The organism is Gordonibacter massiliensis (ex Traore et al. 2017), from assembly GCF_019731765.1.
GTDB classification, from domain to species: Bacteria; Actinomycetota; Coriobacteriia; order Coriobacteriales; family Eggerthellaceae; genus Gordonibacter; species Gordonibacter massiliensis.
In genome coordinates, this window is record NZ_JAASIO010000019.1 from 16,605 (window position 1) to 33,528 (window position 16,924).

Consider the following 16,924-nt stretch of genomic DNA (forward strand, 5'->3'; position numbering starts at 1 on the left):
CTGGTTTTGTTCGATGCACGATTATACCAGCATGCGAACCGCGCAACCTCCCCCTATCGTCCTGAGCGGAGGGGGCGTTGCGGCTCGGCGGTGGAGGCGTTCGGCGCAAAAATCACCGATGTCCCCCTTCGGTGCCGGACAGAAAGGGGTCATGCGGGCTCGCATGGTTCGACATGACGGCTGTTTGCCCAGATGGCGCCATTCGGAAACGGCCCGTCCGACTCTGGGGCGCACTGCCGCACGGGGACATCGGTGATTTTTGCGCCGAACGGGGCAGCGCAAAAGCCGGGAACTTTGCCCTTGCCCCGGCGCACGGCGGCGGTTGCGAGTAGAATACGCATTCGACGTGATTTCGAACCCCCGGAGGTTGTCCCGCATGGTTGAACGCTCAGCAGAAGAAACGACGGAGTCCTCCGAGGGCGCGGCCTTTGCGCACGGCTCGCTCGGGCGGCTGGCGCCCACGTGGTGGGAGCCCGAGGAGGGCGAGCCCGAGCCGGAGCCCTGGCTGACGCCGGATGCGGCGCTCGACCGGTTCCTCGACTGGACGGCCGCGCGCGGCATCGAGCTGTGGCCTCACCAGGAAGAGGCGCTCATGGACCTCATGGTGGGCGACCACGTCATCCTGGGCACGCCTACCGGGTCGGGCAAGTCGCTCGTGGCGCTGGGCATGCACTTCATGGCGTTGGCCACGGGGCGCCGCGCGTACTACACGGCCCCCATCAAGGCGCTCGTGAGCGAGAAGTTCTTCGATTTGGTGGAGCTGCTGGGGCGCGAGAACGTGGGCATGATCACGGGTGACGCGCACATCAACGCGGGCGCGCCCGTCATCTGCTGCACGGCCGAGATACTGGCGAACCTCGCGCTGCGCGAGGGGGAGCGCGCCGACGTGGGCTGCGTGGCCATGGACGAGTTCCACTTCTACGGCGACGCCGACCGCGGGTGGGCGTGGCAAGTTCCCCTGCTCACGCTGCCGAAGACGCAGTTTCTGCTCATGAGCGCCACGCTGGGCGACGTGACCGACATCGCCGCGTCGCTTAAGGAGCGCACCGGAGTGGACGTCGACGTGGTGGCCGATGCGCCGCGCCCCGTGCCGCTGGCCTACGAGTACGTGGAGATGCCGCTGGAGGGCACGGTGGAGCTGGCGCTGCGCAAAGGCGAGGCTCCGCTGTACCTGGTGCACTTCTCGCAGGACGCGGCGCTGGCCACGGCGCAGTCGCTGTCGAGCTACGGCGTGGCCAGCAAGGAGCAGCGCGAGCAGGTGAAGGAAGCCGTGAAGGGCACCCGCTTCACCACGGCGTTCGGCAAGACGCTCAAGCGCCTGCTGGCAAGCGGCGTGGGCGTGCACCACGCGGGCATGCTGCCGCGCTACCGCCTGCTGGTGGAGAAGCTGGCCCAGCAGGGGCTCCTGCCGGTGATCTGCGGCACGGACACGCTGGGCGTGGGCATCAACGTGCCCATCCACACGGTGGTGCTCACGGCGCTCACGAAGTTCGACGGGCATCGCATGCGCCGGCTGCGCGCCCGCGAGTTCCACCAGATCGTCGGGCGGGCCGGACGCTCGGGCTTCGACACCGAGGGCATGGTGGTGGCGCTCGCGCCCGAGCACGACATCGAGAACGCGAAGCTTTTGGCGAAGGCCGGCGACGATCCGAAGAAGATCCGCAAGATCAAGAAGCGGCAGCCGCCTGAGGGCTTTGTCACGTGGAACAAGCAGACCTTCGAGCGGCTGATCGAGGCCGTGCCGGAAACGCTGAAGCCGCGTATGAAGATCACGCACTCCATGGTGCTGTCCGAGGTGGTGCAGGGCGGCGACGCGTACGGCCGGGTGCGCCAGCTGATAGCGGACTCGGCGCAGACCGACGAGGAGAAGGCGGCGCTGCGGGTGCGCGCCGACGAGATATTCGACACGCTCATCAACGCCGACGTGGTGGAGCGCCTGGAGGGCGAGGACGGCGCCGTGGAATACGTGACCACGGTGGACCTGCCGGAGGACTTCGCGCTGGACCAGCCGCTGTCGCCGTTTTTGCTGGCGGCGCTTGAGCTGCTGGACCCGGAGGACGAGAGCTACGCGCTCGACGTCATCTCCATGGCCGAGGCCACGCTGGAGAACCCGCGCCAGGTGCTGCGCGCGCAGGAGCGCGCGTGCCGCGAGAAGGCCATCGCCGAGATGAAGGCCGACGGCGTGGAGTACGACGAGCGCATGGAGCGCATCGCCGAGGTGACGTATCCGCGCCCGCTGGAGGATTTGCTGGACGCCGCGTTCGAGCGCTACTGCGAGGAGGTGCCCTGGGCGCGCGACTTCCAGCTGGAGCCGAAGTCGGTGGTGCGCGACATGGTGGAGACGGTGTCGGACTTCAAGACCTACGTGGGCCGCTACAAGATCGCTCGGTCGGAGGGAACGCTTTTGCGCTACCTGGCCGACGCGTACCGCGTGCTCGATCGCACGATTCCGGCCGAGCGGCGCGACGAGCGCCTGGAGGACATCGTGGCGTGGCTCGGCTTCGTGGTGCGTTCGGTGGACTCGAGCCTGGTGGACGAATGGGAGAGCGCCGGATCGCTGCTGGATGCCGCGCCGCCGCAAACGGGCGACGCGGTGGTGGCCGACCGCCGCGGCCTCACCGTGCTCGTGCGCAACGCGCTGTTCCGCCGCGTGCGGCTGGCGGCGCAGGGGCGCGTGTCCGAGCTGGGCCAGCTGGATGCGGAGTGGGGCTGCGGCGAGCCGCGCTGGCAGCGTGCGCTCGACGCGTACTACGAGGAGCACGAGGAGATCGCCATCGACGCGGACGCCCGCTCGATGGCCTACCTGGCCATCGACGAGGGGGACGAGAAGGCCGACCGCGTGTGGCACGTGCGCCAGATATTCAGCGACGAGGCCGGCGACCACGACTTCGGCATCGTGGCGGACGTGGATTTGGACGCCACGCAAGAGGAAGGCGAGGCCGTGTTCAAGAACTTCCGCGTGGGGTTCGCGGAGGAGCTGGGGGAGTAGCGGCGGTTCCGCTTGCGGCTTGCGCTTGGGGCGGGCGGGGTTATTCCGCTTGCTTGCACAGCCTTGCGCCCATGGCGCGGGCGGCTTGGAGCTCTTGGGGGAAGCGTTCGGCGCGGACGGCGGCTTTGTGGGGCTCGTCGAAGTTCGAGGCCGCGTAGCGGGCGTAGTCGTCGAACTGGTAGTTGTCGGCCGAGATCACGTACTCGGACGGGCCGCCCAGCAGCTCCAGGTAGCGCTTGTTCTCCTCGAACAGGTGTGGATAGCCCGCTGCCTCCACCCGGTCGTGCGGCATGCCCATGGCGTAGACGAAGCCGGTGGCGATGCGCCCTTCGAAGCACGTGCGGTCGGGCGTGTCGTAGGACAGGCACGGGAACACGAGGCGCTCGAGGAACGCCTTCGTCGCGGCGGTGACGCCGCCCAGGTAGATGGGCGATCCTAGAATCACCACGTCGCTCTCCATGGCGCGTTGGAGCACAGGCGAGAGGTCGTCGCGCAGGGCGCAGCGCCCGACGAACCGGCCGTCTTTCAGCTTGCAGGCGAAGCAGCTGGCGCAGCCCTTGCCGTTCAGGTCGCGCAGGTGCACAAGCTCGGTCTGCGCGCCGACGGACGTCGCGCCTTCGAGGGCCGCTTCGAGAAGCGTTGCCGTGTTCCTGTTCTTGCGCGGGCTTCCGTTGACGGCGAGCACCTTCATGGGCGGCCTCCCTGTTCTGTCGGGGAAAGTAGGGGAGTCTCGATTATCGCGCTCGGCCGGCCTTCGCGCAAGCGCGCGCCGGAGCGTGCGCGCTGGGCGCATGGCCCGGAGAAAACGCGGTGGCGGGCGGCTCGGGGTGGCGGAGGACTCGGGGCGTCTGCCTCGGGCCCTCTTTGCGCCTGCGGGCGGGTTTGCTCGGCTGCGCGGCGCTTTCTGCAAGAAAAATATCCCATACTGGTGAACCTGAAGGCGTTTCGGCGCTACTAAGGGGTTGCAGGCGATCGATACGCAAAGTGACGGAAAGGCGGTGGCATGGGCGGGCAGGACGCGGACGACACGCTGGCGCGTTCGGCGCTCGCGCGCATCGCGCGCGGGGACGAAAGCGCGCTGGAGGGCCTGTACGACCTGTACGCGCCCGCCGTGCTCGCGTTCGTCTCGGCGCGTTTGGGCGACCGCGGCGTCGCCGAGGAGGTGGCGGCCGACGTGTGGCTGGGCTGCTGGCGCTCGGCCGCGGCGTTCCGGGGCGACAGCCGCGTGCTTACGTGGCTGCTGGGCATCGCGAAGCGCCAGGCGTGCGCGCGCATGCGGCGCGTCCGCCCGGCGGAGTGCCCGCTCGACGAGGGCGCGACGTTGCTCGCCGACGAAGCGGGCAGTCCGTCGGACGCGCTCATGGAGCAGGCGGGGGTGGACGAGATCGTGGCCGCCTTGGACGCGCTGCCGCCCGCGCTGGCCGAGACGGTGCGCCTGGCTTGGCTGCACGAGCTTCCGTATGCGGAGATCGCGCAGGTGACCGACGTGCCGGTGGGCACGGTGAAGTCGCGCGTGTCGCGCGCGCGGGCGCTCGTGCAGGAGATGTTGGGAGGGCGGCTATGAGCGTGGAAGCGGATAGGTCGGAGGCGGCGGGCGCCGCCGTGAAGGAGGCGCTGCGCCGACAGGAGCGCGTGCTCGCGGCGGAGGTGCCTTCGTTCGCGCGCATCGCGGCGCGCATCGAGGAGGAGCCGTCGACGTTCGAGGCGCCCGCCTGGTCGGCGCGCAAGAGCGCGCGGCTCGCCGCGAGCTTGGCCGCGGCGCAGGTGCGCGTGATCCCGCGGGCGGTGCTGCCCGCGGCGCTGGTCGTGGCCGCGGCGGCTACGGTTGCGGCGTGCTTCGTCGCCTCCGTCGGCGCAGCGGGCGAGGCCGCCTGGTGGTTCTCGGCGTTTTTGCTGCTGGGCGCGGCGATCACCGTGACGGCGGCGCTCTCGACCGACGCGGCCGACGCGCTGACGCTGGCCATGCCGCTCGGACCGCAGACGGTGCTGCTCGCGCGCTTGGCGGTGGTGCTGGGCGTCGACGCGCTCGCCGGCCTTGCGGCGTCGGCGGCGTTCGCCTGCTGGGGCGCGCCGCTCGACTTCGGTGCCGTGGTGTCCTCGTGGCTGGCGCCGCTGGCCGCCGTCGCGGGCGTCTCGGCGTTCGCCTCCGTGTGGACGGGCTCGCCGTGGGCGGCGGGCATCGCAGGCGCGGCGGCGGTGCCTTTGGCGGTGCCGGTCGGGCGTGCTGCGGCCGACGGAGGCTTCGCCGCGGCGCTCGCCGGGCTCCAGAGCGCGATCGGGCCCGAGGTCGCCGTGGTCGCGGGCTGCGCCTTGCTGGCGGCGGCGGTGGCCACGGCGCGGCGGGCGGCGCTCGCGCGCTTGGAGTCGGCATGATGAGCGAACGGGACGAGACGGATCCGAGGAGGTTTCGCATGGATGCTTTGGATGGAGCCGGCGCCCGCTCGGCGCCGTGGGCGTTGCTGGGCGCGCAGGTGCGGCGCGTCCGGGTCGTGGGGATAGCCGTGCCGCTCACGACGGCGGCGCTGATCGCGCTCGCGGGCTCGTGCTGGGCGCTGGCGGCGGGAACGGCGTCGGCCTCGCTCGCTATGCTGGTCCTCATGCCGTTGTACGCCGCTGCGGCGGGCCTGTGCGCCGCAGCCGTGTTCACGGGCGACGCGCTCGTGGAGCTGCACGCGTCCACGCCGGCGGGGTTCCGCGCGGTGCAGACGATGCGCGCGGCCGTGCTGCTGGTGGCGGCGGCTGCCGGAGGCTTCGCGCTGTTCGCGCCGCTGCACCTTTTGGGCGTGGTGTGCAACGACGCCGGTTGGGCGAGCGCGCTTTCGCCGGCGGGCGGGGCGGTCATCATGGTGCTGGTGGCGTATGCGGCGGCGCTTGCGGGCTCCGGACGGTCGGCGACGCTCGTGGTGGCGCTTGTGTGGCTGTTCTTCGCGCTGATATGGGACCCGAACATGGCGTCGCTCGCGTTGCAGCGCGGGGTGCCGCTGCTCGTGCTGCTCGCGGTCGGCGCGTGCGCGTGGCATGCCCTGGGCTCGCCCGAGTACGCATGGAAGAAGCTGGGAGGTGCGCGATGAGGTTCTTGTCGCTCGCGCGAACCCATGCCCGCATGGCCGCCCGGCAGCGCGCGGTGTGGATCGTGTCGCTGCTGCTGGCGCTGCTGTCGCTGGGAACGACGTTGAACGAGGGCCTTGCGTACGAGACGGGCGACGTTGCGGACCTCGTGTTCTTGGCGCAGGTGCTGGCCATGCTGCCGCCCGTCGCGTACGCCGCGGCCTTCACCGACCTCGCCGCCGAGCCCGAGCGGCTGGGCATCTCGGAGGTCGAGGCCTCCGCTCCCGTGCGCGCGGCCGAGTTGACGGCTGCGCGCGTGACGGGCGCGTTGTGCGTGATGGCGCTGCCTTCCGCCGCCCTGCTGCTGTTCTGCGCGGGCGGGCAAATGCTGCACGGCAACGCCTGGGCGGCGTTGCAGGCGGTCGTCCTGTTCGTCGGGGTGGTGCTTCCCGCCGCGCTCGTCGCCGCGGCGCTGTCGGCGCTGGCGGGCTCGCTGCTGCCGAAGGCCGTCGCGCGCATCGCGGCCATCGCCGCGTGGCTCGGGGCGCTGTTCGCGCTCTCGTTCCACGCGGTGCCGGTGGACGGGGGCGGCGGCTTTCAGGTCCATGTCGCTGCCGATCCGATCTGCCAGGCGTTCTTCGGATCGCGGCCGTTCCTCGATTACCAGGGGCCGGCCGCATCCGCCACGCCTCTCGAAGCGCTCGCCCTGCTCGTGCTCAAGTTCGCCGTCGCGGCGGCGCTGCTGGCCGTCGCCGGGGCCATCGCCCGCAGGCGCACGTACCGTCGCCGCTGACGTTTGGCCCCACGCCTCACGGAAAGGATCACCATGTTCATCTCCCTCGACCACCTGGGGAAGGACTTCCCGAAGAAGCCCGGCGCCCTCGACGATCTCACGCTCGACCTGCCCTCCGGCATGATCGGGCTCATCGGCCCCAACGGCGCCGGCAAGACCACGCTCATGCGCATCCTGTGCGGCATCGTGGGCCCCACCCGCGGGCGGGTGCTGGTGGACGGCCGCGACATCGCCGAGCCGCGCAACCGCCGCGCGCTCAAGAAGACCCTCGGGTACCTGCCGCAGGACATCGAGCCCTATCCGAACCTCACGCCGCCGGAGTTCCTCGACTACGTGGGCGTGCTCAAGGGCATGGACGACAAGCGCGCCCGGCGCCGCCAGGCCGACGAGCTCATCGAGCGCGTGGGGCTGGCCGACGTGCGCCGGCGGCGCATCGGCGGCTTTTCGGGCGGCATGCGGCGGCGCGTGGGCATCGCGCAGGCGCTCATGGGCGACCCGCGCCTGCTCGTGGTGGACGAGCCCACGGCCGGGCTCGACCCCGAGGAGCGCATGCGCTTCCGCACGCTCATCGCCACGCTGGGCGGCGACCGCACGGTGGTCCTGTCCACCCATATCCTCGACGACGTGGCGCAGACCTGCCCTTACGTGTGCGTGCTGCGCGCGGGGCGGCTGCGCTACGACGGCGCCACGGCGGGCCTCGCGGGCGGCGCTCACGGCCGCACCTGGCTCACGCCGCCGCTCATGGCGCCGCCGTCGGGCGCGGTCGTGGTGAACGCCGCCACCACGGCTGAGGGCACGCGCTACCGCATCGTGAGCGCCGCGCCGCCCGCAGGGTCGCAGCCCGTCGAGCCAACCCTCGAAGACGGCTACATGGCCCTGGCCGCCGACGACCGCGCGGGGCTCTGAGGCGCTTGTCCGCCGCCTTTTGGCTTTGCGCTGTAAATCGCCTTTCCACGTGGCCTGCGTGGCCGTTCGATGGGTATCATGGTCGGGTACGAGAAAACGGGTCTGCCGTGCCCGGAGGGTTGGGGGCGGCCGTATGAGGACGAAAGGGCGACCATGGCGAAAATTCAGATGACCACGCCGCTGGTGGAGATGGACGGCGACGAGATGACGCGCATCATCTGGCAGATGATCAAAGACGAGCTGCTGGAGCCGCACATCGATTTGAAAACCGAGTACTACGATCTGGGCCTGGAGCATCGCAACGCCACCGACGACCAGGTGACGGTGGACTCCGCCGAGGCCACGAAACGCCTGGGAGTGGCCGTGAAGTGCGCCACCATCACGCCGAATGCCGCGCGCATGGACGAGTACGACCTCAAGCAGATGTGGAAGAGCCCCAACGGCACCATCCGCGCCATCCTTGACGGCACGGTGTTCCGCACGCCCATCACCGTGGCGGGCATCGAGCCGTGCGTGCGCAACTGGACGAAGCCCATCACCATCGCCCGTCACGCCTACGGCGACGTGTACAAGAACGCCGAGATGCGCATACCCGGTCCCGGCACGGTGGAACTGGTGTACACCGCCGCCGACGGCACCGAGACCCGCGAGCTCGTGCACGAATTCGACGGCCCCGGCGTGGCCCAGGGCATGCACAACCTGGACGCCTCCATCGAGAGCTTCGCGCGCAGCTGCTTCGAGTACGCGCTCGACCTGGGGCAGGACATCTGGTTCGCCACGAAGGACACCATCTCCAAGAAGTACGACCACCGTTTCAAGGACGTCTTCCAGGAGATATACGACGCCGAGTACGCCGCGCGCTTCGAGGAGGCCGGCATCGAGTACTTCTACACGCTCATCGACGACGCCGTGGCGCGCGTGATGAAGGCCGACGGCGGCTTCATCTGGGCGTGCAAGAACTACGACGGCGACGTGATGAGCGACATGGTTTCGAGCGCGTTCGGCTCGCTCGCCATGATGACGTCGGTGCTGGTGAGCCCCCAGGGCTATTACGAGTACGAGGCCGCGCACGGCACGGTGCAGCGCCACTACTACAAGCACCTCAAGGGCGAGGAGACGTCCACGAACTCGGTGGCCACCATCTTCGCGTGGTCGGGCGCGCTGCGCAAGCGCGGCGAGCTGGACGGCCTCGACGACCTCGTGGCGTTCGCCGACCGCTTGGAGAAGGCCACGCTCGACACCATCGAGGCCGGCGAGATGACGGGCGACCTCGCGCTCATCACCACGCTGCCGGACCCTGTCAAGCTCAGCACGCGCGACTTCATCTTGGCCGTGGCCAAGCGCCTGGAGGCGTAACGGCGCGCATTCACTGAACGCAGAAGCGGCCCCGGCGGGATCTCCCTGCCGGGGCCGCTTTGCGTTGCCGGGCGCTCGGTTCGCCGTGGCTCGCATGCCTTTGACCTGCGACTTGAAAGCCGGATAGTCAATCCTTAATAATAAATTGAATCCCCGCCCGTCTATGTTAGCCCTCTTCCCGTTTTGGCATACTTACTGTTTTGGCGACGCATAGGCGACCGAATCGCGCTCAAAAGCGCCGGAGCAGGTCGCAGCTGCTTTCGAGGGGCCCCGCGCGCGCTGAAAGCTTGTTCGGACGCGCGGCAGACGGGGCAAAGGTTCTTGCGGATCGGAGGAGAAGGATGGGCGGAATTGGCAAGAGGAGGGGCATGGCGTTCCTGCTTGTCGCCCTCGCGCTTGCGTGCGCGCTCGCGGGGCTGGCCGGATGCGCCGGCGACGGCGGAAAGGGAACGGCGGCCAACGGGACGCTGCGCGTAGGCGTGCGAAGCGACGTGGTGGGCTTCGGGTACCTCAACGAGGACACGGGCAAGTACTACGGCTTGGAGATCGATATCGCCAACGAGCTGGCCGAACGGCTGGGGTACGCCGACGTGGAGTTCGTGACCGTGCTGCCTGAGAATCGCAAGGACCTGCTGCAGAACGGCGAGGTCGATTGCCTGATCGCCTGCTACTCCATCGCGGAGTCGCGCGAGAAGAACTTCGACTTCTCCCCGGCGTATTACGAGGACTCGTCCATCATGATGGTGGAGAACAGCTCGCTCGTCGCCAGCATCGAGGGGCTCAAGGGCGGGACGATCGCCACCATGTCCGGAGCGAACACGGCTCCGCAGCTGGCTCAGAGGTTGACGGACGTGGGCTTCACGTCGGGCGAGGTGGTGTCCCAGACCGAGGATCACGCGGAAACGGTGTTCGACACCTTCCGCCTGGTGCAGCTCGACTCGTATCGGGATCTGAGCCGGGCGCTGGAGGAGGGCACCGTCGACGCCGCCTGCATGGACGGCAGCATCGCCCATACGTACCTGAACGACAACCGCAGCGTCCTCAGCTTCAAGATCGCCACCCAGAGCTACGGCGTGGCCACGCAGAAAGATTCCGAGCTGAGCAAGCCGGTTTCCGACGCCGTTCAGGCGATGATCGACGACGGCACGGTCGCCGAGCTGACGGACAAGTGGGACTGACGGGGAGGCGCGGGCATATGTCGAGAAAACTCAAAGTCAAGATCGCCGTCCTCATCGTGGTCGCGGCGGTCAGCATGGCCGCCATGGGCGTGCTGCTGGCCACGATGCAGACCGACCTGTCGCTGGACGGCTACACCCAGGAAATGCAGCAGGAGGCGGCCGCGCTCCCCGATTTGCTGGTGGACGCCGACGACGGCGTCAAGCAGAACACGGCCACGTACGACGCCATATTCCAGTCGAAGGCCGAGAGCGTGGCCTATATGGCGAACAACAACACGGGCTTCGAGGCCACGCCGGCCAAGATGGCCGAGTACCAGGACCTGCTGGGCGTCGGCAACGTCATGGTGGTCGACCGCGAGGGGAACCTGATCGCGCAGGCGCGGGAAACGCTCGCGAACTTCACCTACTCCCGCTTCAACCAGCTGCGCACGGTGTTCGACGACGGGAAGCCGTCGAAGGCGGTGGAGATAGAGCTGCCCGACCAAGACTGGCTCATGCGCTACTACGCCGCCCGCATCGACGATTCCACCATGGTGGTGATCGAGCAGAACCCTGCGGAGCTGCGCGAGCTGACGCAGATCGCGGGTTCCACCGAAAGCGTGCTCAAGAACATCGCCATAGGCCAGCACGGCTACATGTTCGCCGTGTCGGCGCAGGACTACCTAGTGGAATACCACCCGAACAGCAACCTGGTGGGCGCCGACGCCATCGACAAGGGAATCGACGCGACCGACTTGGAAGACGGCGCCTTCTCGTGGATGACGCTGGACGGCGAGTCGCTGTACTGCCACGTGAGCAAGATCGGCGACACGTATTACATCGGCGCCGTGCCTGAAAGCGACATGGCCGCCACGCGCAACATCACGGTGGGCGTCATCCTGTTCATCTTCTTCGCGGTCATGTGCGTGGTCATCATGTACGGCGTGTTCGTCATGCGCGAGGACGAGCGCCAGGGGCACGATTCCGAGAACTACCGCGAAATAGGGCCGCTGCGCTACAACAAGGTCATCGGCAGGAAGGCCGCCGTGCTGTCGCTCGTGGGCTTTCTGGGCATCCTGCTGGTGTCGTTCTACATGCAGACGCTGTTCGCGCTCTCGTCGCAGTCGGTCGCCAACAACGAGCGCGCCGACGAGATGGTGGAGACCATCCAGCGCGCGAACGGCCGCATGGACGACCTGAGCGACCAATACGGCGAGCGCTACCTGAGCAAGTGCCGGGTGGCGGGCTACATCCTCGACCGCAATCCCGCCCTGGCGAACAGCGACGACTTGAAGAAGCTCGGTGACGTGCTCCAGATCCAGTACCTGTACGTCTACGACGAGACCGGCTTCATGACGGCCACCAGCTCCTCGTACACGAACTTCACCCTGAGCGAGAACCCCGACGACCAGTCCTTCGAGTTCCGGAAGCTGCTCCAGGGCGCCGACGCGGTGGTCCAAGAGCCGCGGGCCGACGACATCACCGGCGAGCTGCGCCAGTACATCGGCGTGTCGCTGCACGACGCCAAGGGCAACGCGAGCGGCCTCGTGCAGATCAGCGTCCGTCCGACGCGCTTGGAGAACCTGCTGTCCACGGTGCGCATCGACAGCGTGCTCGACGGCGTGAAGGCCGGCTCCGACGGGTTCGCCTTCGCGGTGAGCAAGGCCGACGGCACGTTCGCCTATTTCCCCGACGAGCGTCTCGTCGGCAAGGACGCGCTCGAGCACGGCATGACGGAGAACCAGCTGAAAGACGGGTACTGCGACTACGTGACCGTCGACGGCGCGCAGTACTACGCCTCCTCGGCCGAGACCGACGACTACTACCTTTACATCGCCGGCGCCGAAGGCGAGCTCATGGCCGAGCGCGTGCCCTTGACGCTCGCCACGGGCGGCGTGGCGCTCGTGTGCCTCGTTGTGATATTCCTGCTGCTGGCGTTCGAGCCCCGGCGCAGCATCACCGTGGCCAAGGCGCCCGTCGATGCGGATGCCCGCATGTTCGACGTGAAGATGCCGAGCGGCCGCATGGCGAAGACCGAGTCGGCCGCCAGCCGCTGGCTCGACCGCTCGTTCAAATGGAACGAGCGCACGGCCGAGCAGAAGACGGCGGCGGTGGTGAAGTGGCTCGTGGGCATCTCGGTGGTCGTGGTGTTCGTGGCCGTGGTGTTCCAGGACCGCTTCTTCGGCAGCAACTCCATCTTCTCCTACATCCTGGGCGGGGAGTGGGAACGCGGGCTGAACGTGTTCGCCCTCACGGCGTGCATCATGTTCGTGTGCGTGGCCCTCACCGTGGTGGCCGTGGTGCAGAAGCTGCTGAACCTGCTGGCCACGGTGCTGGGCGCCCGCGGCGAGACGGTGTGCCGCCTGCTGGGCAGCTTCATCAAGTACGCCACCATCATCGGCATGGTGTACTACTGCCTCATGCTGGTGGGCGTGGACACCACCACGCTGTTGGCCTCTGCCGGCATCCTGTCCATCGCCATCAGCTTCGGCGCGAAGGAGCTCGTGTCGGACATCCTGAGCGGCCTGTTCATCATCTTCGAGGGCGAGTTCCGCGTGGGCGACATCATCAAGGTGGGCGACTGGCGCGGCACGGTGGTGGAGATAGGCGTGCGCACCACGAAGGTGGAGGACGGCTCGCAGAACATCAAGGTCATCCGCAACAGCGACATCAGCAACGTGATCAACATGACCAAGGAGACGTCCTACGCGTCGTGCGACGTCGGCATCGAGTACGGCGAGTCGCTCGAGCGCGTGGAGAACATCCTGGCCAAGGAGCTGCCGTTCGTGCGCAAGCGCCTGCCGGCCATCATCGACGGCCCGTTCTACAAGGGCGTGGTGTCGCTGGGCGACAACAGCGTGAACATCCGCATCGTGGTGCAGTGCGCCGAAACGGATCGCCTGCAGCTGGAGCGCGACCTGAACCGCGAGATGAAGCTGATCTTCGACAAGCACGACATCGGCATCCCGTTCCCGCAGGTGGTTATCAACCAGCCCACGGAGTTCAAGAAGGCCACGGAGTGGGAGAAGCGCAGCGCCGACCAGTTCAACGAGGAGCAGAAGGCCGCTGCAAAGGAACTCGGCAACGAGGAAGAGGACCAGACGCGATAGACCCCTGCGGTCGAAACGCATGGCGAGGCCCGGGCGTTGCCCCGGGCCTCGCCTTGTTGTGGCATAATCAAGCGGATGCAAGAGAAGGGAATCCGCATGGCACGAACCGGTGCTCCGTCGACGACGCGTCGCACGCTCCATTACTTCTGGCTGGTCACGCGAAAGCACCTCGGGCTGTTCGCCGCGCTCATGTGCGCGACGTTCCTGTTCGTGGCGCTGCTGTCGTACGGCAACCCCTACGTCATGAGCCTCGTGGTGGACCGCGTGAGCGCGGGCTCGGTGGCGCCCGACGAGGTGTTCTCGGTGTTCGGGCCCTACATCGCCGCGCTCATCCTCATCAACGTGGCCGGCCAGGCGGCCAGCAAGGTGCAGGACTACACCATGTACCGGCTGGAGATAGCCGCCTCGTACGATTTGGCCACCATGTCGTTCGACGCGCTCTCGAACCAGTCGATGTCGTTCCACTCCAACCGCTTCGGCGGCACGCTGGTCAGCCAGACGACGAAGTTCATGAGCGCCTACCAGCTGCTGCTGGAAACCATCACGTTCCCGTTTCTGCCGGTCATCTGCTCGGTGGTGTTCACCTGCGCCATCCTCGCGCCGCGCGTGCCGGTGTACGTGGCCATCCTCATGGTGCTGCTGGCGGTGTACGCGGGCGTGTCGTACTACATGTACAAGCGCATCCTGCACCTCAACGAGCAGGCGGCGAGCGCGCAGAACCAGCTGTCGGGCGAGCTGTCCGACTCGGTGGCGAACATCCTGGCGGTGAAGACCTACGGGCGCGAGGACTACGAGCGGGGGCTGTTCGACCAGGCGAACCGCGAGGTGGTGGCGCGCGACTCGAAGCGCATGTGGGCGTCGCTGACGCGCGGCATCGTGACGGCGTGCATCACCATCGCCATCATGAGCGTGGTAGCCGTGTTCATCGCGGGCGGCAACGCGTGGTACGGCATCACGCCCGGCACGCTCGTGGTGATGTTCACCTACACCTACACGGTGACGAACCAGTTCAACTTCATCAACAACGGCCTGCAGCGCTTCAACCGCGCGTTCGGCGACGCGAGCGGCATGACCGTCATCCTGGACGAGCCGCGCCTCGTGGACGATGCGCCCGGCGCGCCCGAGCTCGTGGTGCGCGAGGGCGCCATCGACTTCGAGGACATCGACTTCTGGTACACCGACGGGGAGGCGCGCACGCAGGTGTTCGACGGCTTCGAGCTGCACATACCCGGCGGCCAGCGCGTGGGCCTCGTGGGCACGAGCGGGGCGGGGAAGACCACGCTCACGAAGCTGCTGCTGCGCCTGTCCGACATTCAGGAGGGGCGCATCCTCATCGATGGCCAGAACATCGCCGACACCACGCAGCAATCGCTGCGCCGCCAGATAGCCTACGTGCCGCAGGAGGCGCTGCTGTTCCACCGCAGCATCGCCGAGAACATCGCCTACGGCCGTCCCGACGCCACGATGGAGCAGATCCGCGAGGCGGCGCGCCAGGCGAACGCGCTGGAGTTCATCGAGCGGCTGCCGCAGGGCTTCGACACCGTCACGGGCGAGCGCGGCGTGAAGCTGTCGGGCGGGCAGCGCCAGCGCATCGCCATCGCGCGGGCGCTTCTGGCCGACTGCCCGGTGCTCGTGCTGGACGAGGCCACGAGCGCGCTCGACTCCGAAAGCGAGCAGCTGGTGCAGGACGCGCTGGCCACGCTCATGCGCGGGCGCACGTGCATCGTGGTGGCGCACCGCCTGTCCACCGTGGCCAGCCTCGACCGCATCGTGGTGCTCGACGGCGGCAAGGTGGCCGAGGATGGCCCGCACGCCGAGCTCATCGAGGCCGGCGGGGCGTACGCGAACCTGTGGAGCCGCCAGACGGGCGCGTACTTGGAGTAAGGGCTTGGCCGGAGGGCGCGTTCTTGCGGTGCCTTCTGCGTGTGTGCGGTTCCGCGCCGTTCTCCCGTAGGGGCGCTCTCCTGAGCGCCCGCTCGCGCGGAGCGCGAGAACGCGGGTTCCGGTTGCTTTTCCGGCTTCGCCGGAACGGGCGATCAGGAGATCGCCCCTACGGGGGTTCCCTGTTGTGGGGGGGGGGATCGTTCCCTTGGGAATTCTGCGCTTCGTGCGTGCAACCCTTCGTCAATGAGCGGCCTACGCTTCGCCTTCGAGCGGTTTGCCCATCGTCGCGGTGGGCTATCGTCATCGGACATATAGACGATGGCGAAGCGAAAGGGCCGATCATGACCTCTCTATGGGCAGCGCGTACCCCGAGGCCCCACGGGGCGGCGAAAACGCTCGACCGGGACATCACCGCCGATGTGCTGGTGATAGGCGGCGGCATGGCGGGCATGCTGTGCGCCTACCTGCTGGGCCAAGGCGGATGCTCGTGCGTGGTGGCAGAGCAAGGGCGCGTTGGGTCGGGCGTCACGCAGAACACGACGGCCAAGGTCACCGCGCAGCACAACCTCGTGTACGACCGGCTCATCAGGGAGCACGGTCCCGAGAACGCGCGTTTGTACTACGAGGCGAACCAAGCCGCCGTGGCGGGCCTGCGGCAGCTGAGCGGCACCTTCCCCTGCGATTTCGAGGAGAAGACCGCGTATGTGTACGCCGAGGGCTCGACGGAGGGCTTGGAGCGGGAGCTCGTCGCGTACGAGCGGCTGGCCATACCGCACCACGTTCTGCCGAGCGCGCCGGTGCCGATAGCGAACAAGGGGGCGCTTGGGATGGAGCGGCAGGCGCAGTTCAATCCTCTCAAGCTCCTCTACGCGCTGATGTCGACGGTCGACGTGTACGAGAACGCCTTCGTGTCGGACGTATCGGGTTCCACGGCGCACGCGCAGGGCGGCTCCATCACGGCGGACCACATCGTGTTCGCGACCCACTACCCCTTGGTCAACATACCGGGGCTCTATTTCATGAAGCTGCATCAGGAGCGCTCGTACGCGATCGCCTTGCAGGGCGTCCCCGCCGTGGACGGCATGTTCATCGGCGAAGGCGGCGGCTTCTCGTTCCGCACCTACGAGGACTGCCTTCTGGTGGGCGGCGGAGGCCACCGCACCGGTAACGGTCCGGGGCCGAAGGACGGCTACCGTGCGATCCGCTCCTTCGCGGACGCGGCGTACCCGGGGCATGCCGAGTGCTGCGCGTGGGCCACGCAGGACTGCATGAGCCTCGACGGCATGCCCTACATCGGCGTGCATCGGCGCAAGAATCCCAACTGGTACGTGGCCACCGGGTTCAGCAAATGGGGGATGACCGGGTCGTACGTGGCGGCGAAAGCCATAACCGGCCTGATCGTGAAGGGCCGAAGCCCGGTCGAGGAGCTGTTCTCCCCGCAACGCTCCATGCTGAACGGCGAGCTGCTCTCCAACATGGGCACCTCGGCGGCGAACCTAGTGAAGCCGGGAAAGCGGTGCTCGCACATGGGATGCAGCCTTTCGCATAACGACGTCGAGAACTCGTGGGACTGTCCTTGCCACGGCTCGCGCTTCGATGAGAACGGCGCCGTGGTCGACGGGCCCGCCACGAAGCCGATCTCGATGGGAAAGCGATAGGGCGCCCGCGTCTTCGCGTCGAA

At 68.0% G+C, this 16,924-nt stretch carries 12 protein-coding genes; 11 read left to right on the forward strand and 1 reads right to left on the reverse strand.

The annotated features are described in order from the left end of the window. Window positions 1–376 precede the first annotated feature (376 nt). Window positions 377–2,989, forward strand: a complete 2,613-nt coding sequence (locus HCH03_RS15555; RefSeq protein ID WP_221690222.1) for a DEAD/DEAH box helicase — start codon at window positions 377–379, stop codon at window positions 2,987–2,989. 40 nt (window positions 2,990–3,029) lie between these two features. On the opposite strand, the gene HCH03_RS15560 is transcribed toward HCH03_RS15555, so the two are convergent. Beyond that, window positions 3,030–3,680: a flavodoxin family protein gene (locus HCH03_RS15560; RefSeq protein WP_221690223.1), complete on the reverse strand. Its 651-nt coding sequence runs from the start codon at window positions 3,678–3,680 to the stop codon at window positions 3,030–3,032. Window positions 3,681–3,992: 312 nt separating this feature from the next. On the opposite strand from HCH03_RS15560, the gene HCH03_RS15565 reads away from it, so the two are divergent. The 10 genes from HCH03_RS15565 (at window position 3,993) to HCH03_RS15610 (ending at window position 16,901) form a co-directional block, all read left to right on the forward strand. Next, window positions 3,993–4,553 (forward strand): RNA polymerase sigma factor, encoded by a 561-nt coding sequence (locus HCH03_RS15565; protein WP_221690224.1) that lies wholly within the window; start codon window positions 3,993–3,995, stop codon window positions 4,551–4,553. Next, window positions 4,550–5,362: a hypothetical protein gene (locus tag HCH03_RS15570; RefSeq protein WP_221690225.1), complete on the forward strand. Its 813-nt coding sequence runs from the start codon at window positions 4,550–4,552 to the stop codon at window positions 5,360–5,362. Before HCH03_RS15565 ends, HCH03_RS15570 begins: the two co-directional genes overlap by 4 nt. 38 nt (window positions 5,363–5,400) lie before the next feature. Next, window positions 5,401–6,060, forward strand: coding sequence for a hypothetical protein (locus tag HCH03_RS15575; RefSeq protein ID WP_221690226.1), 660 nt, complete (start codon window positions 5,401–5,403; stop codon window positions 6,058–6,060). Beyond that, window positions 6,057–6,830 (forward strand): hypothetical protein, encoded by a 774-nt coding sequence (locus HCH03_RS15580; RefSeq protein ID WP_221690227.1) that lies wholly within the window; start codon window positions 6,057–6,059, stop codon window positions 6,828–6,830. Before HCH03_RS15575 ends, HCH03_RS15580 begins: the two co-directional genes overlap by 4 nt. Window positions 6,831–6,863: 33 nt before the next feature. Then, entirely contained in the window at window positions 6,864–7,736 is an 873-nt protein-coding gene (locus HCH03_RS15585) for an ABC transporter ATP-binding protein (RefSeq protein ID WP_221690228.1), read from the forward strand. A gap of 153 nt (window positions 7,737–7,889) precedes the next feature. Continuing rightward, window positions 7,890–9,092, forward strand: coding sequence for an NADP-dependent isocitrate dehydrogenase (locus HCH03_RS15590; RefSeq protein WP_221690229.1), 1,203 nt, complete (start codon window positions 7,890–7,892; stop codon window positions 9,090–9,092). 368 nt (window positions 9,093–9,460) lie between these two features. After that, window positions 9,461–10,270 carry a transporter substrate-binding domain-containing protein gene (locus tag HCH03_RS15595; RefSeq protein ID WP_246600088.1) on the forward strand — a complete coding sequence of 270 codons (810 nt, stop codon included), beginning with the start codon at window positions 9,461–9,463 and terminating at the stop codon, window positions 10,268–10,270. 17 nt (window positions 10,271–10,287) lie between these two features. Next, window positions 10,288–13,359: a mechanosensitive ion channel domain-containing protein gene (locus tag HCH03_RS15600; protein ID WP_221690230.1), complete on the forward strand. Its 3,072-nt coding sequence runs from the start codon at window positions 10,288–10,290 to the stop codon at window positions 13,357–13,359. 96 nt (window positions 13,360–13,455) lie between these two features. Continuing rightward, complete coding sequence (locus HCH03_RS15605; protein ID WP_221690231.1) at window positions 13,456–15,243, forward strand: ABC transporter ATP-binding protein; 1,788 nt, start codon at window positions 13,456–13,458, stop codon at window positions 15,241–15,243. 341 nt (window positions 15,244–15,584) lie between these two features. Further along, complete coding sequence (locus HCH03_RS15610; protein WP_221690232.1) at window positions 15,585–16,901, forward strand: FAD-dependent oxidoreductase; 1,317 nt, start codon at window positions 15,585–15,587, stop codon at window positions 16,899–16,901. Window positions 16,902–16,924: the final 23 nt, after the last annotated feature.